Below are 22,783 nucleotides of genomic sequence, written 5' to 3'. Positions count from 1 at the left end.
TCGTTACTGTTGCGGGTTATTCATTTTAATAAAGCTCTCACTGTCTACCAGGTAAGCCGCGTTGGAAGCCACTTTCCAGTCTCCGATGGCAGTACTTACCTGTATCATATCTCCTGCTTCTGCGGTAATATCTACGGCTGCGGGCAGGTAGGTGTCCTTGTCCTTTCTGAATACGATGGTCTGGTTACCCAGCTTCCATACTGCTTTGCGTGGCAGCCACCAGCCGCCGGTATATACTACGGGCACGCTGGCGGTGAGCAGCTGTCCCGGCCGCAGCGTGTGTGTACGCAGGTATACCCTTGCCAGCGTAAAATTTTCTCCGTTGCGGAATACCGGTTCAATCAGCCCAATGCTGCCAGTCAGCATAGCATTGTTATCTGCGGAGGGATAGAACAGCAGCTGCTGTCCATGCCGGATACGTGCAGCCAGCAGTGGCGGAAAGGCAAATTCGGCTACCAGGCTCTCCGCCTGATAGATGGTAAACAGTGGCTGGCCGGCGTTTACATACTGTCCTTCGCGAAGCATGACCGGCGTGGCTGCCGGTGCTGTGGGCGCCGGAGCAGCCGCAGGGGCACTGCCTCCGCCCATACTGCTCATACCATCTCCGGAGGCTGCCGGCGCAGCAGCGGTGCCCGCCACCGTGGCGACGGCGGCTGATTTCTCCAGGATATAGCCGTCAGCGTTACTATACACAGGAATGCGGTACAGGATGTTACCGGTACGCAGTACCTGCTCTATCTGCGGCAGTTGCATGCCCAGCAGCTGCAGCCGCTGCTTCGCGCCTGTGAGCAGCTGCGGTGATGCCGTAGCTACGTATAGCAGTTCCCGTTGGGCGGCGGCCAGATCGGGGGAATAGATTTCCATAATCAGCTGTCCCCTTTTCACCGGCTGATAGTTATACTTAATCAGCAGCCGTTCTATACGTCCGGCTATGCGGCTGGCTATGGATGTCTGGTTACGGGTATCGTAGGTGATGACCCCATTCACATCGGCCGCCTGTATACGCGTGCCGCTTTCCGGAGAGATGGCCGGGATAGTGGCCACTATATGCGTATTCACGGAACGGGTAAGCCCGGCCACGCTTTTATCCATAGCAGGTTCCTGGTGGGCATCATGACCCTTATGCGGCGGCTGTTTCTGCCCGCAGGAAGCCAGCAATACAGCTGTCAGCAGCAGCGATATATTAACGATATAACTGTTTCTCATAATCGGCGATCATTTCGTAGAGTTTTAATTTTTCATCCAGCACGTTAGACTGCATCATGGTGAGCGCTTCCCAGGAATCGATCACATTAGACAAAGCCAGCCTGTTCTCCTGGTAATTGAGGAAGTTGGCGTCCAGCGTCTGCCGCAGGGCGGGGATGATTTTACCTTCCATCGCCTCCACCCGCTGCTGCATGGTTTGTATTTCGTACTGCATACCGTACAGCATACCCTGTGTTTCCTGCAGCATCGCGGCGCGTTCCTTCTCCATGGCCTGTACATTGTACTCCATGGCTTTTACGCCGGACCTGTACATCTTCGAGGCCCAGGGCGCTATCGGAATACTGATCATCCCCATGGCACTGAAAGCCTTTGGCATAGCCTTGTCCAGCGGTTGCATATGATCAAACCGCACTTTAAAATCCGGTTTCTTTTCCCGCTTCATACTTTCAATATTCAGCTGCATGGAGCGGATGCTTTCATCCATTTTGTAGATATCCTTTCTGACAGCGGCCAGCGTAGCTGTATCATAGGACGGCGCCTTTTCAAAGGCAGGACGATAGGTGGTATCAATATCGAAAAACTGATTACCGGGCGCATTCATCAGGCTGTTCAGCCAGGAGCGGGCTTTTGCAATCGTTCCTTCCTGCATACGGATCATATTCCGGTTATCTTCTATTTTGGCATCTGCCTTAAACACACCGCTCAATTGTGACTGATTATAAGGATATCTTACCTCTTCTATCTTCTTCATCGTCAGCATAATCTTTTCATTCTCCTGCAGTACGGCTATCCGTTGCCGGGCGATGAGCCAGTTGTAGTAAAGGCGGCGGGCCTGCGACTTCAGCTCATTCAGCGTAATGCCGCGGGTAGCGCGCTCCACGTTTCCCTGGGAGGCGATAAAATTTTTCTGCGCCGCTTTCTTCGCGGGATTAGGAATATCCTGTTCCAGCTGCAGCATGAGGCTACCCTTATCTCTTCCGTCCATCACCATCTGTCCCGGATAAGGCGTCATAAAGGTTCCCACACCTACCATGGGCGCCATCCAGGCGGTAGCCGCATCTGCGCTGTGTTTGTAACTTTCTGCCTTGAGTCCGTACGATTGCAGGAGCACATTGTTCCTGTCTACCCGTTGCAGGATACTGTCCAGCGGCAACACCGGCGATTGCTGCGCAAACAGCTGCAATGGCGCGGCCAGCAGGCATCCCCATATATATTTAATGATTTGTTTCATGTATTTCCAGTTTACCGTACTTGCGTAATTCATATTCTTTCGACATTAAAAAGATGAGCGGCGTTACCAGGAGGATATGGGTAGAAGAAGTGAGTACCCCGCCGATCATGGGCAGCACAATGGGTTTCATCACATCTGTACCTACGCCGGTGGCCCATAATACCGGCACCAGGCCGAAGAGGGAAACGCATACGGTCATCAGTTTGGGACGCAACCGCTTGGCAGCACCATATATCACGTGCGTACGCAGGTCTTCCCGGGTAATGGTTCCGGCGGAATTACCTTTCTGTTTCACCAGCTGGTTCATGGCATCGTTGAGGTAGATGACCATGACGATACCTGTTTCCACCGCGATACCAAACAAGGCGATAAAGCCTACCGCCACGGCCACCGAGAGATTCACGCCGTAGAACCATATCATATAGGCGCCGCCGATCAGTGCAAAGGGCACCGTAATAAGGCTCAGGAAGGCTTCGCGGATAGAATGGAAGGCGAAGTACAGCGAGAAGAAGATGATGACCAGCACTACCGGAGCAATCCACATCAGGGTCTTTTGCCCGCGGATCAGGTTTTCATACTGCCCGCTCCACTCCAGGTAATAGCCCTGCGGCAGCATACCTTTAGCCTGGTTCATCTTATCTATCGCATCTTTCACGGTGCTGCCCAGGTCGCGGCCACGCACATTGAATAATACGGCGCCGCGGAGCATGGCATTTTCAGAAGTAATCATCGGCGGGCCATCAGAGAACTTCACATCTGCTACGGCAGACAGCGGCACTTCGCCGGCTGCCGGCGACATCAGCGGGATACGGCGGATGCGCTCCACGCTGTTGCGGTATTCCTGCGCCAGGCGCACGCTGATAGAAAAGCGCTGCCTTCCTTCAATGGTATTACCGATAGGCGCGCCGCCCAGAGCCGTTTCTACGGTCTGGTTCACATCATCTACGTTTAGCCCGTACCGTGCGAGGTCCGCGCGGCGTACATCAATATCCAGGTACTTACCGCCGGTAACGGGTTCCACGTAGAGGTCCATTACACCGGGAGTACCTTCCAGGGCTTTGCGCACACGCTCGGATACCGCAGCGATGGTATCCAGGCGCTGCCCGTATACCTTAACGCCCACGTCTGTACGAATACCGGTAGCCAGCATATTGATACGGTTGATGATAGGCTGTGTCCAGCCGTTCACCACGCCGGGTATCTGCAGTTTAGCATCGAGTTCATTGATGATATCCTTCTTGGTTTTGCCTTCCCGCCATTGTGATGTAGGTTTCAGCATAATGATGGTTTCTATCATGCTGATAGGCGAGTTGTCTGTAGCAGTGGCAGCGCGGCCGGCCTTTCCCAGCACTTTGTCTACTTCCGGTACCGTTTTGATAATTTTATCCTGCACCTGCAGAATACGTTTCGCCTCTGCATTGGAAATATCCGGTAAGGTCACCGGCATAAACAGGATGCTCTGTTCATCCAGCGGCGGCATAAACTCGCTGCCCAAGCTTTTCAGCAGCGGAATGGTAACAACCAGTGCAATTACATTAACGGCAATGGTCGTTTTACGCCACTTCAGCACCCCGCGGATAACGGGCTCGTAAATCCGCTCCAGTACCCGGTTTACAGGGTTGGCATTATCCGGCCTGAATTTTCCTTTCATAAAGAAGGATATCAGCACCGGCGCCAGGGTGATGACCAGGAGCGCGTCCATAATCATGATGAATGTTTTCGTATAGGCGAGCGGGTGAAACAGCTTGCCTTCCTGTCCGGTGAGCATGAATACCGGCAGAAACGAAGTGATGATGATAATCGTTGCGAAAAATACGCCGCGGGACACCTGCTTGCTGGACTGCTCAATGATTTTGAGCCTTTCCTCTTCCGTTATCCACTGCGGGGATTTTTTAAATATCTTGCTGAGCCATTTCATAGTTACTTGCTTTTTTGTTGTTCCTGCCATTGCGCATAGCGTTCTGAGAGATGTTTATAGGCATTCTCACTCATGATGATGCCATTATCCACGATCACACCGATAGCCAGGGCGATGCCGGTGAGCGACATGATGTTGGAAGAGATACCGAAAGCATTGAGCAGGATGAAGCTCGCCGCCAGGGTGATGGGTATCTGGATAATGATGCTGAGTGCGCTGCGCCAGTGGAACAGGAAGATGATGACTACGATAGACACCACTATCATTTCCTCTATCAGCGTATGTTTGATGGAGTCTACCGATTCTTTTATCAGCTCTCCCCTGTCATAGACAATATCGAATTTTACGCCGTCGGGGAATCCTTTGGCTACCTCTTTCATTTTCTCCTTTACCCTGTTGATGACCGCATCGGCATTTTCTCCGTAGCGCATGACTACGATACCGCCTACACGTTCGCCTTCGCCATTCTGATCGAAGATGCCGAGGCGGGTTTCGCCGGTCATCTGTACGGTGGCTACATCTGCAACACGCACGGGAATGGTGTTCTGTGTTTTGACGGGAATATTCTCTATTTCCTGTACCGATTTGAGATATCCGGATGTTTTAATGATATAGCCGATATCGCTCAGTTCAAACTTGCGGCCGCCGGATTCGTTGTTATTGGCGCGGATAGCGTTGATGACTTCTCCGGCCGAAAGGCGGTAGTAGAGCAGTTTGTTGGGGTCCAGCGTAATCTGGTATTGTTTCTGGAAACCGCCGAAGGAGGCTATTTCGCTGACGCCTTCCACATTCTGCAGGGCAAACTTCACGTACCAGTCCTGCAGGGCGCGTTGTTCGCCCAGGTCCATATCGGGTGCATCGAGGGTGTACCAGAGGATATGGCCCACGCCAGTACCGTCGGGGCCGAGTTGCGGCGTCACGCCGGCGGGCAGGGTGCTGGACACGGTGCTGAGTCTTTCCAGTACGCGTTCTCTGGCCCAGTAAATATCTACATCGTCATTGAAGATGACATAGATAAAGCTCATCCCGAACATGGAGGAGCCTCTCACATATTTAATGCGGGGCAGTCCCTGCAGGTTGGTTACCAGCGGATAGGTCACCTGATCTTCAATCAGCTGGGGGCCGCGGCCCATCCATTCAGTGAATACGATTACCTGGTTTTCGGACAGGTCAGGGATGGCGTCGATAGGATTTTTCTTTACGGCAAAGATCCCCCAGGCAAACAGGGCTGTGGCCATCACCAGCACAATAAACCGGTTGCGCAGGGACCATTCAATAATTCGATGTACCATAACAGTATGTTTCGGATGCGGGCACAGAAAGCCCGGTGGCTGCTTGGTGTCAGCCGTAATATGTGTCGGAAATCTTGTATGATGTATTGCAGCGGTAAGAAGATCGCGTACGGTGCTGCGAAATAACGGTCAGGGGTATACGCGATAGGGGAATAATCAGATACGGAAAGTGCAGTGCAGGATATGGGTCAGTACTTTACTGCTTCGCGGCGGCGCATTAATCAGCGGCCTTACGGCTGTCAGGCGTACTACATCTGCCTGCGGCAGTTCCAGCCACGGTAGCGGCACTGCCGCCACAGCCAGCTGCATAAAGTGCAGTGTATTCTCAGCTGCCTTCTGGTCTTTCTCCAGCTTTACGGTTTTATGTTCATCCCGGCAGCATTTTTTAGCGCAGCTCTTACTATGCGTAGTGCCGCATTTGCTGCACTGCGTACCACTGCTATGCCACAGCTGTACATCCATCAGCACGCCATTGCAGTAATGCATATGGAAAGTGGCCCCCGTAGAGGACCCCATGTAAAGGACGGCTAATATGAGCGCGATGAACTTCTTCATTTGCGACAAAACTAACGGGAATTGGGGGAAGAAGTGTTATATAATTTTAAGCTGACTTTATATAATTACGAATTGCGAATTACGAATTACGAATGTGGAGCGAAGATTTAAGCGAATGATTTTTTATCCGCTTAAATCTTCGCTCCACATTCGTAATTCGCAATTCGTAATTCGTAATTAATACTACACAAGGCTTCTCAGCTTACCCGGATCCACTACCGCACTGATCTGCAGTATTTTTCCATCTTCAGGAGCGATATCGAAAACGGTGCAGGCAACCAGGGTGTCGCCGTTGTAGAACAGCATGGCCGGCTGGTGGTTGATTTCTTTCACCACGATATTGGCTTTTGTCTGGTAGGTGAAATAGATATGGGTAAGCAGGTCGGCCACTTCGGAAGCGCCGGTGCAGACTTTTCTGAATACGTTGACTTTACCACCGCCGTCAGCATAGAAGGCGATATCGGCGGCGAGCAGGGAACCTAGTTTTTCCAGGTTGCGGCCCCTGATGGCGTCGATATAGTTCTGCAGCATGGCGTTGGTGCGTTCATTGCGAACGCTGACCTCCGGCTTCTCCTCCGGCTTGAACAGCCTGGCTTTGGCGCGGCTCAGCAGCTTGCGCGACAGTTCTACGGTGATGCCGAGCATGTCCGCTATTTCCTCATGTGCATAGTCAAAGCTCTCTTTCAGGATGAAGACCGCGCGCTCTTTGGCATTCAGTTTTTCCAGCAATACCAGCAGGGAGTACGACAGAATATCTTTCAGATAAACATTGGCGTCTGCGGATTCGGTGGCCACCGGTTCCGGCAGCCAGACTTCCGGCTGTACGGTCTGTTTGCGGCGGGTCTTCATATTAATGGCGTGGTTGATTACACTTTTTACGAGATAGGCTTTCTCATTTTCAATGTCCTGGCGCTGATCTGTGTAAAATTTTGTGAGCACGTCCTGTATGGCATCGCGGGCATCTTCGGCGGAGCCGAGGATGTTGTAGGCATACGGGAATAAAATGTTCTGATAGTCTTTCAATGTATACCGGTTTTAAGAACAGCCGGTAACCGGCTGTTCCTGCAATAATAGCGCAATTTTATAAACCCATCGGCTGGCCTGGCTGGTACCATCCTGCCGGAGTTCTGAACGTGATATTCAGGCGGTTCCAGGTGCCTACATTGGAGATCAGGAGTGCCAGCACCGCAATTTCCTCTTTGGAGAAGTGACGTGTCAGTTCCTGATAAACTTCGTCGGTCACTTCGCATTTTTGCGTGAGGCCGTCAGCCAGCGCCAGCGCCGCCCTTTCTGCAGGCGTATAGTAAGGCGCTTCCTTCCATGCTGCCAGTCCGAAGAGACGTTGCGGATCTTCTCCCTGGTGCAGGGCATCTTTGGCGTGCATGTCCAGACAGAAGGCGCAGCCATTAAGCTGGGACACGCGGAAGTGCAGCAGTTCCTGCAGCGTGTGCGGGATTGCGGATTTCCGGATAAATCCGCCGGTACGCATTAAGCCGTCCATCATTCCCTGTGGTGTCTCTTTGTAGTCGATTCTTGTTTCCATGTTGCTATATTTTTAAAGTGTTTTAAAGATGAATTACACATACAAGACACCCTGGAAATATGAAACGTGACAGAAACGGGAAATTTTTTTATTTTTTTTTATTTCCGGCCGGATCCGGCTCTACATATAATACTTTATTCATCATCCGGTTAAATTACTATGATCTATTGTGAAAATTTAATTCGTTATTTTCAGTCAGTATAATTAATATTGTAAGTATCCCTCTATATTATAATACCAAAATCACAGCCAACCAATATTCTAAAATATAGCATGGGTTTGAAGAGCATAGATAATGAGCCAGTATTAATAAAGCAGGTTGCAGGCGGCAGTCAGCAGGCGTTTGCACAGCTTTTTCATGGTTACGTCAACCAGGCAGGAAAAATTATTCATACCATTACAGGGTCCAGGGAACAGACCGAGGAAATCATCCAGGATGTATTTGTAAAGCTCTGGAAAGACAGGGAGAAGCTGACGCAGATCAGGCAGTTTAATGCGTATCTCTTTATACTGTTGCGGAATCAAACGCTGAATCATCTCACCCGTATTGTTACAGAAAGGAAAAAACAGCAGGAATATTTTAAACAGGCGCTGGAACAGGAGAATGGCTATGATGAACGGCTGGATATCCTGGACAAGGCTATAGATGCGCTTCCTGTACAGCAGCGCACGGTATTTCTGTTGCGGGCGCAAGGGTACCGGAATCCGGAGATAGCGCTGCGTATGAATCTGTCTACCGACTCCGTCAAGAAATACAACCAGCTTGCACTGCGGTCCATCCATCAATATATGAGCATGCGTGTCACCATTTTATTTTCCCTCGCAGCCATCCGGCTTTTTGAGTAGATAAAAAATTTTTTCCGCCCATATCTCCTTTTTGATACCTCCGCTTGTCTTTATATATAGACAACCAGCAAAAGCATTACCTATGCAGGAAGACAGGCTTCATTATTTATTTCACCGGGCTGTCGGCGGCAGCATTACTGCTGAAGAGCGGCAGGAGCTGCATGCCTTGCTGGCTGACAACAGCTACCGCAGGCAGTACAATGAATTATTTGCGCAGCTGCCATCATTGACGGCCACGCAGGAAGATGTGTTCCGGCCGCAGGAAGCAGATGCCCTGTTCAATAAAATTAAGGCAGCAACCAATATGGAGGCTGCCCGCAAGACTGTCATTCCTTTAACTACCTGGTGGGCCTGTATAGCAGCCGGTATTGCATTGCTGCTGGGCTTCATCGGCTACCGGCTTTTCCTGCATACCCCATCTGCGCCGGTCAGTTTAGCCACCGCCCTGTCTCCTCGTAAAGCCGGTAATGTCATGCTGGTATTAAGCGATGGCAGGCAAATACCGCTTGACAGCAATCAACAGCACACCGTTATCAGGCAGCAGGGCGCTAAGGCCGTCAGTACCGATACCGGAACGCTCACCTATACTGCACAGCCGGTACCGGGTGAAGCCGCTGCTATTGCCTACAATACGCTCACCACCCCACGGGGCAAACATTTTAAAATAGTACTCCCCGACGGCACCCGCGTATGGCTGAATGCCGCCTCTTCCCTGCACTACCCCACCGTATTCAGCGAGGGACAACGTAAAGTCACACTCAGCGGTGAAGCCTATTTTGAAGTGGCCGCAGACAGCCGCAAACCATTTGTAGTCAGCACAACCGGCCAGACCATCCGGGTACTGGGCACGGCCTTTAACGTTAAAGCATATACGGACGAATCCTATACCCGCACCACCCTGGTAGAAGGCCGTATCAGCATCACCCCGGATAACAGCAACAGCCCGGTACTGCTATCCCCCGGAGAACAGGCCACCTGGGAAAACAATCAGCTGCAGATCATTAAAACCGATCCGCAAGAAGCAACATCCTGGATAACAGGACTCTTCTATTTTTCAGACACAGAACTCAGCGTAGTACTGCATCAGCTGCAACGATGGTATGATATTGATGTAGACTATGCCTCCCTTCCTCCGGGAAGACTATACGGCCAGCTGTCACGGAATACGCCGCTGCCGCAATTACTAAGAGCTATCGAGAAAACAAGTAACATAAAATTTAAACTGAACAATGACCGGTTATCCGTAGAAAGACAATAACCGGCGGAAGTCAACCAGAATTTAATTCGCTTACCTAAAAATCAACTTTTATGAAAACGAAACATGGCCTCCCCATAGGCCATTGGAAGAGCTATGCCCGGTGCATTATGCTTGCCGCCTGCCTGTTCCTGCAAACAACGGCAGCCGCTTTCTCCCAGCTGATCAACCTGCAGGTTAACGGCGCCCGGCTGGAACAGGTACTCAGCACTATCCGCGCTCAAACCGGCTATTCATTTGTTTTTGACGCCCGGTTCGCCAAGAACGCCTTGCCGGTGACCGTACACCTCAGAGACGCTTCCCTGCAAGGCGCACTGGAAGAGGTTTTCAAGGGCCAGCCATTTACCTTCGAAATCAATGACAAGATCGTTACCGTACTTACTGCAGCACCGGTAAGGCAAACCATCGCCATCTCCGGCAGAATACTCAGTCCCGATAACCAGCCCATCATCGGCGCTACCGTTATCGTACAGGGCACCAAACAGGGAACCATCACCAACTCCGACGGAAGATTCACCCTGGGCAACATCCCCGAAGATGCCACCCTCGTTATCACCTCTGTAGGCTTTGATCCTTTATCCCTGCGTGTCAGCAACGGCGCCATCAACGTTACCAACTCCGGGCTGAAAAGCCAGCTGGTAAAAAGTGGTCTGCAAAACCTGCTCATCACCCTCGTACCCTCTTCCTCCCAACTACAGGAAGTAAATGTAACCGTAGGTTACGGTACGCAGAAAAGAAGAGAAACCACCGCCGCCATCTCCACCATCAAAGGATCGCAGCTGCAGAACAAACCCAGCGCATCTATTGAAGGACTGCTGCAGGGGCTTGCACCCGGACTGCTTGTACAGAACAATTCCGGTATGCCCGGCGGCCGCAGCGTAGTACAGATCAGGGGGCTGGCTTCCTTCTCCAACTCCGCCAACTCCAATGTGGTAAGCACCCCGCTGTTTATCATCGATGGCGTACCGCTGGAACAGGATGTCTTCAACCCTTCCGATCCGCGTCAGGCCATTACCAGCGTGCTGGCAGGTTTCAGCCCCTTCGACCTCGAATCCGTAGATGTACTGAAAGATGCTTCCGCCACTGCCATCTATGGTTCCAGGGGCGCCAACGGTGTTATCATCATCAACACCAAACGCGGCAAAGTAGGTAAACCCATCGTGACACTCAACACGCAATATGGCTTAACCTATTATCCTTCTCTCCGCAAAACCCTCGGTGGTAAAGCAGAACGTGATTTTAAAATAGCACTCTACAATCAGTATAAATCATCCAAGGTAGGCGGCGGCGCTACAGATATGCCTATAGAGCTGACAGACAGTCTGAACAGTTTCTATAACAACTCTACCGACTGGCAGCGTTTATACTTCCGTGATGCCGACCTGAAAAACGTCAACCTCGGCATCAGCGGCGCTACCGAAAATGCCAGCTACCGCATCGGTGTTGATTATTACAAAGAGAAAGGTATCGTACTCGGTTCCGGATTCTCCCGCTTTTCACTGACATATAACGGCATCTTCAAACCTACTTCCAGGCTGACCATCACCGGCCGCGCCAATTTAAGCCAGACCGATGCCAGCCAGAAAAGAGGCGACACCTACAACGCAGCTGTAGTAGGTAACAACTTTTCTTCCTCCTTCCGGCCTGGCCCCAACAGCGGCTTTTTCGATGCCTTCCTGGAATCATATAACAAGGGCGTGAACATCGACCTCACCCGCAGAGCGCTCGCACAGCTGGAAGTGAGCTATGATATATTCAAATTCCTGAACCTCACCTCCAGGGCTTCCGGTAACTATGAGTTCTACCGCACGCGCACCTTTGAGCCTTCTGCCACCAGAACAGACTACAAGGCAGCGGCTTCGTACTATTCACAGGAAAAGGTAAACCTGCTCAGCGAAACCTTCCTGCGCTACTACCAGACATTCAAACGTCACTCCGTAGACCTCGTAGTGGGCAACACCATCAACACCAGCGAAAACAACAACATCTACGGCGCAGCCACCGGCGGCCCCAGCGATGCGCAGCAGGTGATACAGGGTTATCCGCAGGCTAACCTGAAACTGGAAACACATAATATCAGATACGGATTATTGTCTTACTACTCCCGCCTTTCCTACAACTACGATAAAAAATATCTCTTACAGGGAGTGATACGCGCCGATGGATCTTCCAAATTCGGTAAAGACAATCAATGGGGATATTTCCCTTCCCTGTCTGCCGGATGGGTATTTACAGAAGAAAAATTCCTGCGCAGCAACATCGGCCGCTGGCTCAACTTCGGTAAAATCAGGGCCAGCACAGGTAAGTCAGGTACACAGTATGAAGATAACTACCTGGCAGTAGGCGCTTATCAGACCAGAAGCGGCGACAACGCCACGTATAATAACATTCCCCTGCTGAATCCCAACTACGGTGGCGGTAATGGTATTGCACTGCCTAACCTTACCTGGCAGACAACCCAGGACAAAGGCATTGGGCTGGATCTCGAATTTTTCAACAGCAGGCTGACCGCCACATTGGATTACTATGATAAACATACCGATGGCTTCCTCTTCCCGGATGCCCTCAACAGCACCAGCGGATACGCTTCCCGCTTTGTGAACAGCGGCGCTGTGAGAAACTACGGCTATGAAGCAGCCATCACTGCCTATATTACCAAACCCGGAAAGAACTTCCAATACTCTACCACGTTCATCGGCGCCATTAACCGCAATGAGCTGACCAAACTGCCGGACTTCGGCAGAAGCGTGTCCAGAGGCAACTATGCAGTAGGGCAACCTTACCTGCAGATTGGCCGCCCGCTGAACGGATTCTATCTGCTCAAATACCTCGGCGTATATCCGGATGATGCCTCCGTACCCGTAAACAAATATACCGGTACCCGTCTCTATCCCAATACCAGCGGCTTCGCATCACAGGACCCTTACCGCGCCGGCGATATCGCCCTGCTGGATGTTAACGGCGACGGCAGAATCGGGGTAATGCCCAACGACTTCTCCGACCGTGTATATGCAGGAGATCCCAATCCTAAATTTACCGGCAGCTTTGCACATACCTTCAGCTACCGCTTTAAAAACAATGCCACCGTACAGCTGGAGCTGTTCTTCAACTACTCCGTAGGCGGCAAGGTGTTCAACAAAGTGCTGGCAGACCGCATCAAAGGCGTTAGCTGGACAGCCAGTGAAAACGTGAACTATCCCGGCGGACAAAGAAACCTGCTGGATGTATCAGACCTGGATTTCTGGCGTCCCGACCATACCAATGCCAAATATCCCGTGCTGAATCCATGGCGCTACTATGGCCTGTCGAGCTACGACTTCATCGGTAACTACGAAACAAACAATGACCTGTTCCTGGAAGACGGCAGCTTCATCAGACTGAACAACGTGAATCTCAGCTACGACTTTTCCAACTCCGTGCTGAATCGCTGGCATATCAGGAGACTGCGCGTTTACGGAGGTATGAACAACGTGTTCCTGCTCACCAGGTACAGCGGCGTAGATCCGGAGAACGTGGATTTCTATGGCTATGATCTCGGAAACGGCTATCCTATTCCGTACAAATTTAACTGTGGTTTCAACTTTGAATTTTAATTGTATGAAAAGCAACTTTCACCCGAAATATATACTGATCCTCGTGTTGCTGGTAGCTGTTGCAGGCGTTTCCTCCTGCAGGAAGATACTCGAACCCGATGTAATTGAACTGCCTACTGCGGAAAATGGCATTACCTCTTCCGCCGATGTGGAGAAGGCAGTAGCGTCCGCATACGCTTATCTTCGTACAGTCGTACCCGATAAGATTTTCCTTATGGGCGATGTACGCGCAGATCTGTTCTCCAGCTATAGCCAGTCTGTTAACGTACGCCCGGAAACGCCGATTGCCACCAACAGCGCCAATGCCATCATCAATAACGGCGGCGGAGACTGGAGCCAGTTTTATACTGTCATCGCACAATGTAACCTGGTGCTCGAAAAAATTCCGCAGATCAAAAACTATGATGAACTGCTGAAAAAAAGACATACCGGCGAAGCCAGCTTCATCCGCGCACTCACCTACTTTTATCTCGCACGTTTCTGGGGCGATGTGCCGCTGAATCTGCAAAGCGTGAACATAGACAACCTGGGCAGAGCGCCGCAGGCAGAAGTTTTCGCCCAGATTAAAACTGACCTGGATGTAGCCATCGCTAACCTGGATGCAGATTATACCGCCGGCGACAAAGCCGTGAGAGCCACCAAAGGCGCAGCCTGGGCTATCAAGGCACATGTACTCGCCTGGCTGCAGGACTTCGCCGGTTGCGAAAAATTATGCGACAGCGTTATCACCAAAGGGCCTTACAGCCTGGTTACCGACACCAGCAACCTGCTCAGCATCTTTGTTGGCAAATCGCAGGAAAGCATCTTCGAACTGAACTTCGACGCAGCCGCCCGCGAACTGCAGAAGAACCGCGTATTCAACAGAACGCTGGGACGTCCCTGGTATAAAGACGTATCAGACGGTGGTGGCGGAACCGACAGATACCTCCTGTCTCCCAGCCGTGCGCAGCTCGAAAGAATGTTCCCGGCCGCAGTAAGAGATGCCCGCTACTTCACCTGGTTTGTAAAAGAAACCGTGCTGCAGGGCGTAGGTCCGGAAGATCGCGTATTCTTCGGTAAATTCAGAACATTGCAGCTCAAGGGTGATACCTCTTCCCAGAACATCAATGAATCCAATATCATCATCACGCGTCTGCCGGACATCATGCTGCTGCGTGCCGAAGCACTGGCGCATCCGTCTGTGGGAAGAACAGGAGAAGCCATCACCTGGCTGAATAAGGTAAGGGCCCGCGCCTATGCGCCCGCCTATACCAGCGGCGGCAACCTGCAGGATACCATTTTACTGGAACGCAGGAAAGAACTGATCGGAGAAGGACAATATTTCTTTGACCTGGTGAGAACAAGAAAGCTGGATAAAGATTCGAAAATCACGCAGACAGACTGGTACGAGCGCGGCGCATGGCTGCTGCCTATCAATCAGACCATCATCGCGAAAAGCAATTTTGCCATTACACAAAATGAATTCTGGAGATAATTTTTTTCATCCCTGAAAAAATAATACTGTATGAAGAAAAATATTGCATTCACCGCAGCAGTACTGATGACAGCCGTTATTGCGCTGTTCACCTCCTGCAGAAAGACAAACTACTACCTGGATGGCGGTTTGTCCGGACAATCAGAAGCAGAGAAAAATTTATCTGTATATGATTTTCTCGCCAGCAGATCTAATCACATGTTCGATTCGCTGATAAAAATTATTGATCTCACCAACTCAAAAGCACTCGTCAACCAGCAGAACATCACCTTCTTTGCAGTACCTAACAAAGGAGTACGCCGTCTGCAGCTGAACTATGTGCCGGACGACAAACAGGCGCCACGCGCACTGGAGGCCATTTCCAAAGACACACTGCTGATGTTGCTGAACAGGTTTATCATTCCCGGTAACAGGATCAGCCTGGAGCAGGCCGTAAAAGATAAACGCAGATTCTACCGCGCCGCCAACGGAGACAGTCTGTATATCGTTGGCACCGACGGTGGTATCAAACCGGGAGAAAGCACTATTCAGACATCCGCTTTCACCATTGAATTTGAACATGTAAAGATACCCGGAACCGATACGGTAAAATATGTAGGCAAGATGCAGACGCATAACCTCATAACCGCCAATGCCATGATACATGTGCTGAATGAAAGCTCCAGCTTCGGAGCCGGGTTAAAACAACGGTATAACAGATAGCATACCTTCTTTTCATTGTTTCAATTACTATTACCATGAAAAAAATAACGGCATTAAAATATCTGCTGTGGCTGGCGCTTCCCCTGCTGGCTATCAGCTGCAACAAAGACAAAACCGATGGCTTCCTGAGCCCCGCGCTTAAATATACCAATCCATCGCTCAGGGCCAGCGTAGGCGCTACGCTGTTCCAGTCAGGCGCCATGGTCACAGATGAATCCACCAAACCGCTGGTATTTACCATAGAAGCCATCCGTTATCCCGATGGCAGTATAGCCAGCAAGGTGATGAACTACCGCGTAGATACCTACTTCTGGAATGCGGAATATTCTCCCAACGATAAAACTGCTCAGGAGACAGACGGCAAGCGTACCAAGGTAAACCGTCCGGCGATCGATATTAATCCTGAAAACGGCAACATTATTATTTATCCGGAAGCTACCGACTCCTTCCAGCTCACCAAGGGAAAATACCTGATAGACGTGCGGGTGAAAAACGGTGGCGGTGAAGTACTGCTGACGAGTGCCATGACCCTGGATGTCGTATATGCGTTACCGTATACCTATTCCGGTGTAGGCATTGACGGCAGGCTTACCGGCATAGATACAAAATTCGAGCGCCTATCAGAAACCGGTAATACCTTACTGGTATATGTACTGAAAAAAGATGGTTCACCCGTTGATCCGGAGACGCTCTTCGGATATGATTATGATGACAGTCCGGATAAGGAAGACCTGAGAGACTGGCGGCACCTGGGTTTAAACAATCCCACAAAGTACACCGCTTTTCCGGATCACCTGGAGCTGCAGGTAGAAACGTTTCCGCTGCCTTATGTACTGGGGAAAGTACGCAGGATAGATCTGTATAACAACGGAGATATCAACGGAGGATATTTCAATTTCTGGTTTGACTTCGCCATCCGCAAGCCCGGCGTATGGAAGATCACCACCCAGCTGAAGTATAATTGAGCACTATACAAAACCCCCTGCCTGCTTCCTTCCGGAAGCAGCAGGGGTATTTTATTTATTTCAATGCGTGTTTCAGTACCGCTCCGGCATAGCGTAACACAGACTGTACTTCCGGCACGGCAGCCAGCGGGTTGAGCAGGCCGTAGTCGTGAATCATGCCCATACATCTTATCAGTGATACCGGCACACCGGCCTCATTCATTTTGCGGGCATAGCTTTCCGCTTCATCGCGGAGCACATCATTCTCCGCTGTTTGTACCAGCGCAGGCGGCATGCCTTTCAGCTGCGCACCGGTAGCCTGCAGCGGCGACGCATAAATTTCCTTTCGCTTTGCTTTATCAGGCAGGTAGTTATCCCAGAACCATATCATCATATTTCTTGTGAGGAAGCGTTGCGTAGCGTATTGATGATAGGACGGCGTATCGAAATCAGCATTTGTTACCGGCCACAAAAGTACCTGTTGCCGGATGGCTGGTCCGTTTTCCAGGTGCGCGCGCAAAGCTGTTACCGCAGCCATATTACCACCTACACTGTTGCCCGCTACTGCCAGGCGGCTGCCATCCACGCCTATCTCTGCACCATTTTCCGCCACCCATTCCGTAGCCGCATACGCCTGGTTAACCGCCACGGGATACTGTGCCTCCGGAGACGGCGTATAATCCACATATACTGCCGCTGCACCGGAATAAATCACCAGGTCGCGGATCAGCCGCTGGTGCGTAGGAAAATCGCCCAGCACCCATCCGCCGCCATGGAAAAACATAAACACCGGCAATATACCGCCGGCGCCCGCAGGTTTTACAATGACGATTTTAATCTCCGCCCCGTTGCGGGAGATTGTTTTCTCTGTAGTATCCACCCCGGAGATGTCTACCTGTACGGATTTCTGGGCGCCAGTAAGCACGGCCCGTGCTTCCACCGGCGTCATCAGTTCCATCGGCTTTCCGTCACCGCTGTTAAGCGCCTGCAGAAAGGCTTTGGTTTCCCTTTCAATAGCCGGGTCATTCGCCGCATCTATGATAGCAGGAGAAGGTCTTGTTTCCATAGCATAAATTTTAAAAGGATAACAAGGGAAAGCGGGAGAGGGTTCGTTAGGTTTTAAATTACGAATTGCGAATTACGAATTACGAATGAGGAGCGAAGATGTAAGCGAAGAAGTAAATTCTTTATCCGCTTACATCTTCGCTCCTCATTCGTAATTCGCAATTCGTAATTCGTAATTAAATTATTTCGTTTCCTTCAGCATTTCCTTCACCGCTGCTTCCAGCTGTGCGTCTTTGCCGTTCAGGAATTCATTGTAACGAAGGGGTACTTTAATATCTGGTTCGAGCTGGGTGTTTTCCATAACGACGCCTTTTCTGTCGATGTTGGCGATCATCGGGATACCGAATACCAGCGTGGGATCTATCTGTTCTTCCCACCATACGGCAGTACCGGTGCCGGGTACAGGCATACCGATCAGTTTGCCGAGGTTATCCTGTTTGTACACTACCGGGAAGATGTGCGCATCGCTGTAGTTGGCTTCACTCATCAGCAGGCAGGAAACGCCCTGGTATTGCACCACGGGTTCGCCTCCTTTCAGTTGTTCGCCCTGCGGAGCAAACTTCAGGTAGTTTTTACCGCTGAAGAAGTTGTGCAGGTCATCATGCAGCCATCCGCCGCCGTTGAAGCGGGTATCGATGATGGCAGCCTGGCGCTCGCGGTAGCGGCCTTTCAGTTCATCGAATACGGTTCTGTAGCTGGCGTCGTCCATGGCTTTCACGTGTACGTAGGCGACTTTACCGTTGCTGAGGCTGTCCACCATTTTACGCATCATGGCTACCCAGCGTTTGTACATGAGGTTAGTTTCGTCGATGGGTTTCACCGGTTTTACAGGCTCTTCCCAGCGGGCTTTGGTATCCGGGTTGAAAACGCTGATTAATACGTTGGTACCGGCTTTGCGGTTCAGGAGAGAAGCGTAGTCGATAGCGGCTGTTACCGGTTCACCGTCGATCTTCTCTATAATGGAACCTCTGGTAACGCGGCTGGAGGCTTTGTCCAGCGGGCCGCCGGCAATTACGTCTGCTACTTTCAATCCGTCACCGGTATATTTTTCATCGTACAGGAGGCCGAGGGAGGCGGTTTCATCTCCTTCGGGGCGTACAGGATTGTAACGGCCGCCGGTGTGGGAGGCATTCAGTTCTCCCAGCAGTTCGCTCAGCAGTTGCTGGAAGTCGTAGTTATTGCTGATATGCGGGAGGAAGCGGGCGTAGTTGTCGCGGTACATCTTCCAGTCCAGGTTGCGCAGGGTAGGATCGTAGAATTTCTCTTTCATCTGTTTCCAGGCGTGATCCAGGATGTAGGCGCGTTCAGCGCTTTCATTCAGTTTCAGTTCTGACCGGATGTTTACCGGTGTCATTTTCCCGGATGCCGCATCTACTTTTACGATGTTGCCGTTGTTGCTGACATAGAGGCTGTTTTCATCCTTGCTCAGTTCCACATTAGGGCTGCCACCCAGTTTCGCCAGCAGTTTGGTATCGTGGAGGCGGGGTTCCGTTACCCAGAGATCGTATCCTTTATCGTAGGAAACCATGTAATACAGTTTGCTGGCGTCTTTATTGAACACGTAGCCGCTGATGGTAGCGTTATTGCTGGTCAGGCGCAGTTGTCTGTCGTCCAGGTTTTTAAAATCCGGATTGAATGGTTTGCTGGCAGTATCTTTTGTTTTGCTGCTGTCTTTCGGTTGTTCCTTCAGCAGGTTGAATTCATCTTTGGTAAGTTTGAATTTGTCCAGGGTAGCCTGGTCAAAGAATACCGCATAGATATCGGATTCGCGTTCACCGGAGGTAGCCAGCGGTTTACGGCCGTTGCGGGTGCTGATCCAGGTAAGCATGTTACCGTTAGCGGTCCAGCGGGTGTTGCTTTCTCCGAAGCCCCCGTTGATAGGATGGATGATATCTCCTTTGCCGTCCGCACGAACGATGGCGGCGTTATCTGCGAGGAAGTATCCCTGCTGATCGTTGGTTACCAGCCATTTGCTGTCGGGGCTCCAGGAAAACTCCCAGTCTCCGTCAGCGTAGGAGTGGTTACGGCCTTTGGGCAGCAGGGTACGGCTTTTACCGGAAGCGATGTTATATACGCGGAGGATGTTACGGTCTTCCACATAGGCGATTTCTTTACCATCGGGAGCGTATACCGGCTGATATTCTTCCGCTGCAGTAGCGATAACCGGTTCTTCTTTCAGGACGGTGGCGCCGAAGAAATAAGGTTCTTCCTTGCGTACGATACTGCTTTCGTAGATATCCCAGTTACCTTTGCGTTCCGCTGCGTAGATGAGTTTTTTACCATCGGGCGACCATGCCAGCATTCTTTCCTGTTGCGGGGTATTGGTGATACGTTTGGTCATGTTGCCATCCACACTGCTCACAAACACTTCTCCTCTTGCCACGAAGGCAACTTCCTTGCCGTTGGGGCTGATGGCGAATTCCGTGATGCTGCCGTTAACAGGAACATTTTTTTCCGTGAGACTGCGGCCATCGTTCAACACGTTGATACCTACCTTACGGGGAGATTCTCCTTCCTTCAGCGTGTATACTTCACCGTTATATGAAAAGCAGAGGATATTATTATCTGCGCGGGTGAGGTTACGCACCGGATGTTTATCAAAATGTGTCAGCTGCTCCATTTTACTGTTATCCGTAAGGGAGGATTTAAACAGGTTCTGGGAGATACCGCCTTTTTCACTGAGGTAGTATACGTCGTTGCCGTTGCCAAATACCGGCTCACGGTCTTCTCCGTTATAGGCAGAAATCTGCTGATAATTATCTTTCCCGATATCGTATACCCATATATCCCTGGTTACAGAAGATGTATGATGTTTGCGGAAGGGGTCTTCCAGACCTTTGCGGTCCTGGAAGATGAGCTGATCGCCTTTGCTGTTGTAGCGGGCCTGTTCAGCACCGGCTGCGGTGAGTAATACAGAGCGGCCGCCGGTAACGGGTACCGTGTACAGGCTGAGGAATACGCGGGGCTGGTTGAAGCGTGCGCTGGTAGCGGGAGCGGAACGTCCGCTGCCAAACAGCACACGTTTGTTGTCCGGCGTAAAATCGTATGGATAATCTGCCGCGCTGTTGGTGGTAAGTCTTACCGGCGTACCGCCGGCAGCGGGCATGACAAATACGTCGAAGTTACCGTACCGGTCACTGGCAAATGCAATATACTTACCATCATGGCTCCATACGGGAGTCATGTCGTGCGCTTCGTGTACGGTAAGCGGAACGGCAATACCGCCGTTGACATCTACGCGGTAAATATCACCCTTATATCCGAAGGCAATAGTTTTCCCGTCGGGGGATATAGCCGGATTACGCATCCAGAGCGCATTTTCCTGGGCATAGGTCAGCGCGGCCGACATCAGTGCTGCGCAGGTAAACAATAATTTTCTCATAAAGCAAATAAAGGATGATTTTGGTGTTGCAATGTGCGACAGCTAAAGATACTCAAATGCCGGCATCCGGCAACGGGGAAGTTTACTGATGCCGCTGCGGGTCGTTGAACTGCCACAGTACATTTACTATTTTCCATTCGTCGTTGAGTTTTACCAGGTGCATGTAATCGATCCAGGTGTCGGCATACAGCTTTACGGAGGCGGTATTGGAGCTGACATCCAGCAGTACTACTTCCTTGCGCGGATTGGGCGGAAATTTGTCATTATTGGCATTATAGGAGGCTGCCAGCAATATCATTTCATCCGCATGGGATTCACGCAGGTATTCCCTGGGCTGTTTCGCATATTTCCAGAAGGTGCGTTTCACCAGCCGGGGGTGTATGCCTCTGGCCATCTGGCCGGGATCAGGCTTGTGCTGGGATTCGATGTAGTCCAGCGCAGCCTGTCTGATAGCTGCCGAGTCGCGGCTGTTCTGGGCATGTGTTGCACGCGGGAACAGGCATAGCATCAGGAGGCTGCCGGTAATGACAGTAGTATACTTCATAAGTAGAAAGATTAGAAAAGTAAATTATTCATCTTTCGGGGTACCCTTGTTACCGTTCATAACATTCAGCAGGAACAGGATTAACAGGGAGCCGGAAATTTTTCAAAAAAAATCACCCGGAGGCCGTTTCTTCATTTTCGCTTCATCTTCCCCTTTTAGCTTTGCCTTATCAAAATAATATTACTGACTTAAAATCAAATCGGGATGATGAAAGCTAATGTAATTATGGTAGCGGTAATGCTATCGTCAGGTGCTGCGTTTGCTCAGACTGTCACTATTAAGGGCGAACAGCAGGTACAGGTAAAAGGTAATGTAAATACGGCAGCAGCAGGCCGGACAGGGCAGGCTGGCGTGAGTGGGCAAGGGCAGGTGCAAGGCAGTGCGGCACTGGGTGGAAGTGTGTCCGGCGGGGAAATGGCGGCTGGTGTTCAGCAGCTGACGACTACACAGGCGGCAGCCGGACAGGCAGCTGTCACTACTGTACAAACAGCGGCAGTACAGCAGGAGCATACAGCAATAACTGCGGCCACAACGGCCACGAAGGCGGTTACCACACGGGTGGAAGCCGGGCAGGAAACCATTATCACTGTTAAACCGGCTGCAGCTCCGGTAGCAAAGGTAGCACTGGAAACATCCGCCAGTACAAGGATCCAGGCAGCAGTACCGGTAAAAGTCATACACCGGGAAGCCATGCAGGTAACAGGTACAGGCGCCGGGATACCCGCCGCCATAAATGCCGGCATACAGCCAGCCATCCGGGTTAAACCCATATCGGCAGGAGTCCGTACACATATACGGAGCAATGCTGCCTTACGGTTATAATTAATGATATCAACAGATTTTTGCGGCTGTGGCAGCAAAAATCTGTTACTTTTACGCTCATGGCAAAACATCTTATATATCAGCTGGCAATAGTTGCCCTGTTGGCCATTCGTCCGGGAGCCGCATTCGCTGCGGATTCCAGGGCAGATATACCCAGCCTGCAACCCACCGGTAATATTCCTGTTACCGCTGATACAGCTGTCGTGCCAGTGTCAGAGCCGAAAAAAATTATTGAAAAACAAGAGGACGCGAAGAAGCCGGAGGTGTTAAAAATCGAGATGATCAAAGAAGTGCCAAAATCACGCCGCTTGGCCAAACCTATCGCGATTCCGATACCGGTACAGGTAAACCCTGTCAGGATTGCCCCGCCGAAAATAATCAGGCCGGCCATCAGGATTATCCGGTAAAAAA

General features: G+C 51.0%; 17 protein-coding genes and 2 pseudogenes. 8 read left to right on the top strand and 11 right to left on the bottom strand.

Features of this window, described 5'->3' with window-relative positions:
* Window positions 1-3: 3 nt before the first annotated feature.
* From GWG06_RS26420 to GWG06_RS26390, 7 genes are all read right to left on the bottom strand, one after another.
* Complete coding sequence (locus tag GWG06_RS26420) at window positions 4-1,206, bottom strand: efflux RND transporter periplasmic adaptor subunit (protein WP_160717308.1); 1,203 nt, start codon at window positions 1,204-1,206, stop codon at window positions 4-6.
* Window positions 1,184-2,437, bottom strand: coding sequence for a TolC family protein (locus GWG06_RS26415; RefSeq protein WP_202183128.1), 1,254 nt, complete (start codon window positions 2,435-2,437; stop codon window positions 1,184-1,186). Before GWG06_RS26415 ends, GWG06_RS26420 begins: the two co-directional genes overlap by 23 nt.
* The gene (locus tag GWG06_RS30735) at window positions 2,421-4,355 is read right to left on the bottom strand and encodes an efflux RND transporter permease subunit (RefSeq protein ID WP_160717304.1); all 1,935 of its coding nucleotides are present in this window, start codon (window positions 4,353-4,355) and stop codon (window positions 2,421-2,423) included. The genes GWG06_RS26415 and GWG06_RS30735 overlap by 17 nt, the downstream gene beginning before the upstream one ends.
* Before the next feature lie 2 nt (window positions 4,356-4,357).
* Window positions 4,358-5,647 (bottom strand): efflux RND transporter permease subunit, encoded by a 1,290-nt coding sequence (locus tag GWG06_RS30730; protein ID WP_127036994.1) that lies wholly within the window; start codon window positions 5,645-5,647, stop codon window positions 4,358-4,360.
* Window positions 5,648-5,803: 156 nt separating this feature from the next.
* Window positions 5,804-6,202 carry an HYC_CC_PP family protein gene (locus GWG06_RS26400; RefSeq protein ID WP_127036992.1) on the bottom strand — a complete coding sequence of 133 codons (399 nt, stop codon included), beginning with the start codon at window positions 6,200-6,202 and terminating at the stop codon, window positions 5,804-5,806.
* A 183-nt stretch (window positions 6,203-6,385) separates the two neighbouring features.
* Complete coding sequence (locus GWG06_RS26395) at window positions 6,386-7,225, bottom strand: sigma-70 family RNA polymerase sigma factor (RefSeq protein ID WP_160717302.1); 840 nt, start codon at window positions 7,223-7,225, stop codon at window positions 6,386-6,388.
* Window positions 7,226-7,283: 58 nt separating this feature from the next.
* Window positions 7,284-7,745, bottom strand: a complete 462-nt coding sequence (locus GWG06_RS26390; RefSeq protein WP_127036988.1) for a carboxymuconolactone decarboxylase family protein — start codon at window positions 7,743-7,745, stop codon at window positions 7,284-7,286.
* Window positions 7,746-8,024: 279 nt separating this feature from the next.
* Here GWG06_RS26390 and GWG06_RS26385 point away from each other — a divergent pair, with 279 nt between their 5' ends.
* From GWG06_RS26385 to GWG06_RS26360, 6 genes are all read left to right on the top strand, one after another.
* Entirely contained in the window at window positions 8,025-8,591 is a 567-nt protein-coding gene (locus GWG06_RS26385) for an RNA polymerase sigma factor (RefSeq protein WP_158631407.1), read from the top strand.
* 82 nt (window positions 8,592-8,673) lie between these two features.
* Window positions 8,674-9,849 (top strand): FecR domain-containing protein, encoded by a 1,176-nt coding sequence (locus tag GWG06_RS26380; RefSeq protein ID WP_160717300.1) that lies wholly within the window; start codon window positions 8,674-8,676, stop codon window positions 9,847-9,849.
* 50 nt (window positions 9,850-9,899) lie between these two features.
* A complete protein-coding gene (locus GWG06_RS26375) occupies window positions 9,900-13,439 on the top strand; it encodes a SusC/RagA family TonB-linked outer membrane protein (protein ID WP_160717298.1) in 3,540 nt (1,179 codons plus the stop codon).
* A gap of 4 nt (window positions 13,440-13,443) precedes the next feature.
* Window positions 13,444-14,913 (top strand): RagB/SusD family nutrient uptake outer membrane protein, encoded by a 1,470-nt coding sequence (locus GWG06_RS26370; RefSeq protein WP_160717296.1) that lies wholly within the window; start codon window positions 13,444-13,446, stop codon window positions 14,911-14,913.
* A gap of 30 nt (window positions 14,914-14,943) precedes the next feature.
* Window positions 14,944-15,615, top strand: coding sequence for a hypothetical protein (locus GWG06_RS26365; RefSeq protein ID WP_160717294.1), 672 nt, complete (start codon window positions 14,944-14,946; stop codon window positions 15,613-15,615).
* A 35-nt stretch (window positions 15,616-15,650) separates the two neighbouring features.
* A complete protein-coding gene (locus GWG06_RS26360) occupies window positions 15,651-16,580 on the top strand; it encodes a DUF5007 domain-containing protein (RefSeq protein ID WP_160717292.1) in 930 nt (309 codons plus the stop codon).
* A 55-nt stretch (window positions 16,581-16,635) separates the two neighbouring features.
* Here GWG06_RS26360 and GWG06_RS26355 read toward each other — a convergent pair whose 3' ends face one another.
* The 4 genes and pseudogenes from GWG06_RS26355 to GWG06_RS26345 all read right to left on the bottom strand — a co-directional run bounded on the left by GWG06_RS26355 (window position 16,636) and on the right by GWG06_RS26345 (window position 21,550).
* Complete coding sequence (locus GWG06_RS26355) at window positions 16,636-17,625, bottom strand: alpha/beta hydrolase (protein WP_127036974.1); 990 nt, start codon at window positions 17,623-17,625, stop codon at window positions 16,636-16,638.
* Window positions 17,626-17,805: 180 nt separating this feature from the next.
* Window positions 17,806-18,348, bottom strand: a pseudogene (locus GWG06_RS30895) (S41 family peptidase); the annotation flags it as partial.
* Between the two features lie 426 nt (window positions 18,349-18,774).
* A pseudogene (locus GWG06_RS30930) lies at window positions 18,775-20,931 on the bottom strand (S41 family peptidase); the annotation flags it as partial.
* A 157-nt stretch (window positions 20,932-21,088) separates the two neighbouring features.
* Window positions 21,089-21,550: a nuclear transport factor 2 family protein gene (locus tag GWG06_RS26345; protein ID WP_202183127.1), complete on the bottom strand. Its 462-nt coding sequence runs from the start codon at window positions 21,548-21,550 to the stop codon at window positions 21,089-21,091.
* A gap of 204 nt (window positions 21,551-21,754) precedes the next feature.
* Here GWG06_RS26345 and GWG06_RS26340 point away from each other — a divergent pair, with 204 nt between their 5' ends.
* Both GWG06_RS26340 and GWG06_RS26335 read left to right on the top strand, forming a co-directional pair.
* Window positions 21,755-22,372 (top strand): hypothetical protein, encoded by a 618-nt coding sequence (locus GWG06_RS26340; RefSeq protein WP_160717288.1) that lies wholly within the window; start codon window positions 21,755-21,757, stop codon window positions 22,370-22,372.
* A 59-nt stretch (window positions 22,373-22,431) separates the two neighbouring features.
* A complete protein-coding gene (locus GWG06_RS26335; RefSeq protein WP_160717286.1) occupies window positions 22,432-22,779 on the top strand; it encodes a hypothetical protein in 348 nt (115 codons plus the stop codon).
* Window positions 22,780-22,783 lie beyond the last annotated feature (4 nt).

Origin of the sequence: Chitinophaga solisilvae (assembly GCF_009928525.1) — a bacterium.
Lineage (GTDB): Bacteria > Bacteroidota > Bacteroidia > Chitinophagales > Chitinophagaceae > Chitinophaga > Chitinophaga solisilvae.
This window is presented reverse-complemented; position numbering and strand designations above follow the sequence as displayed.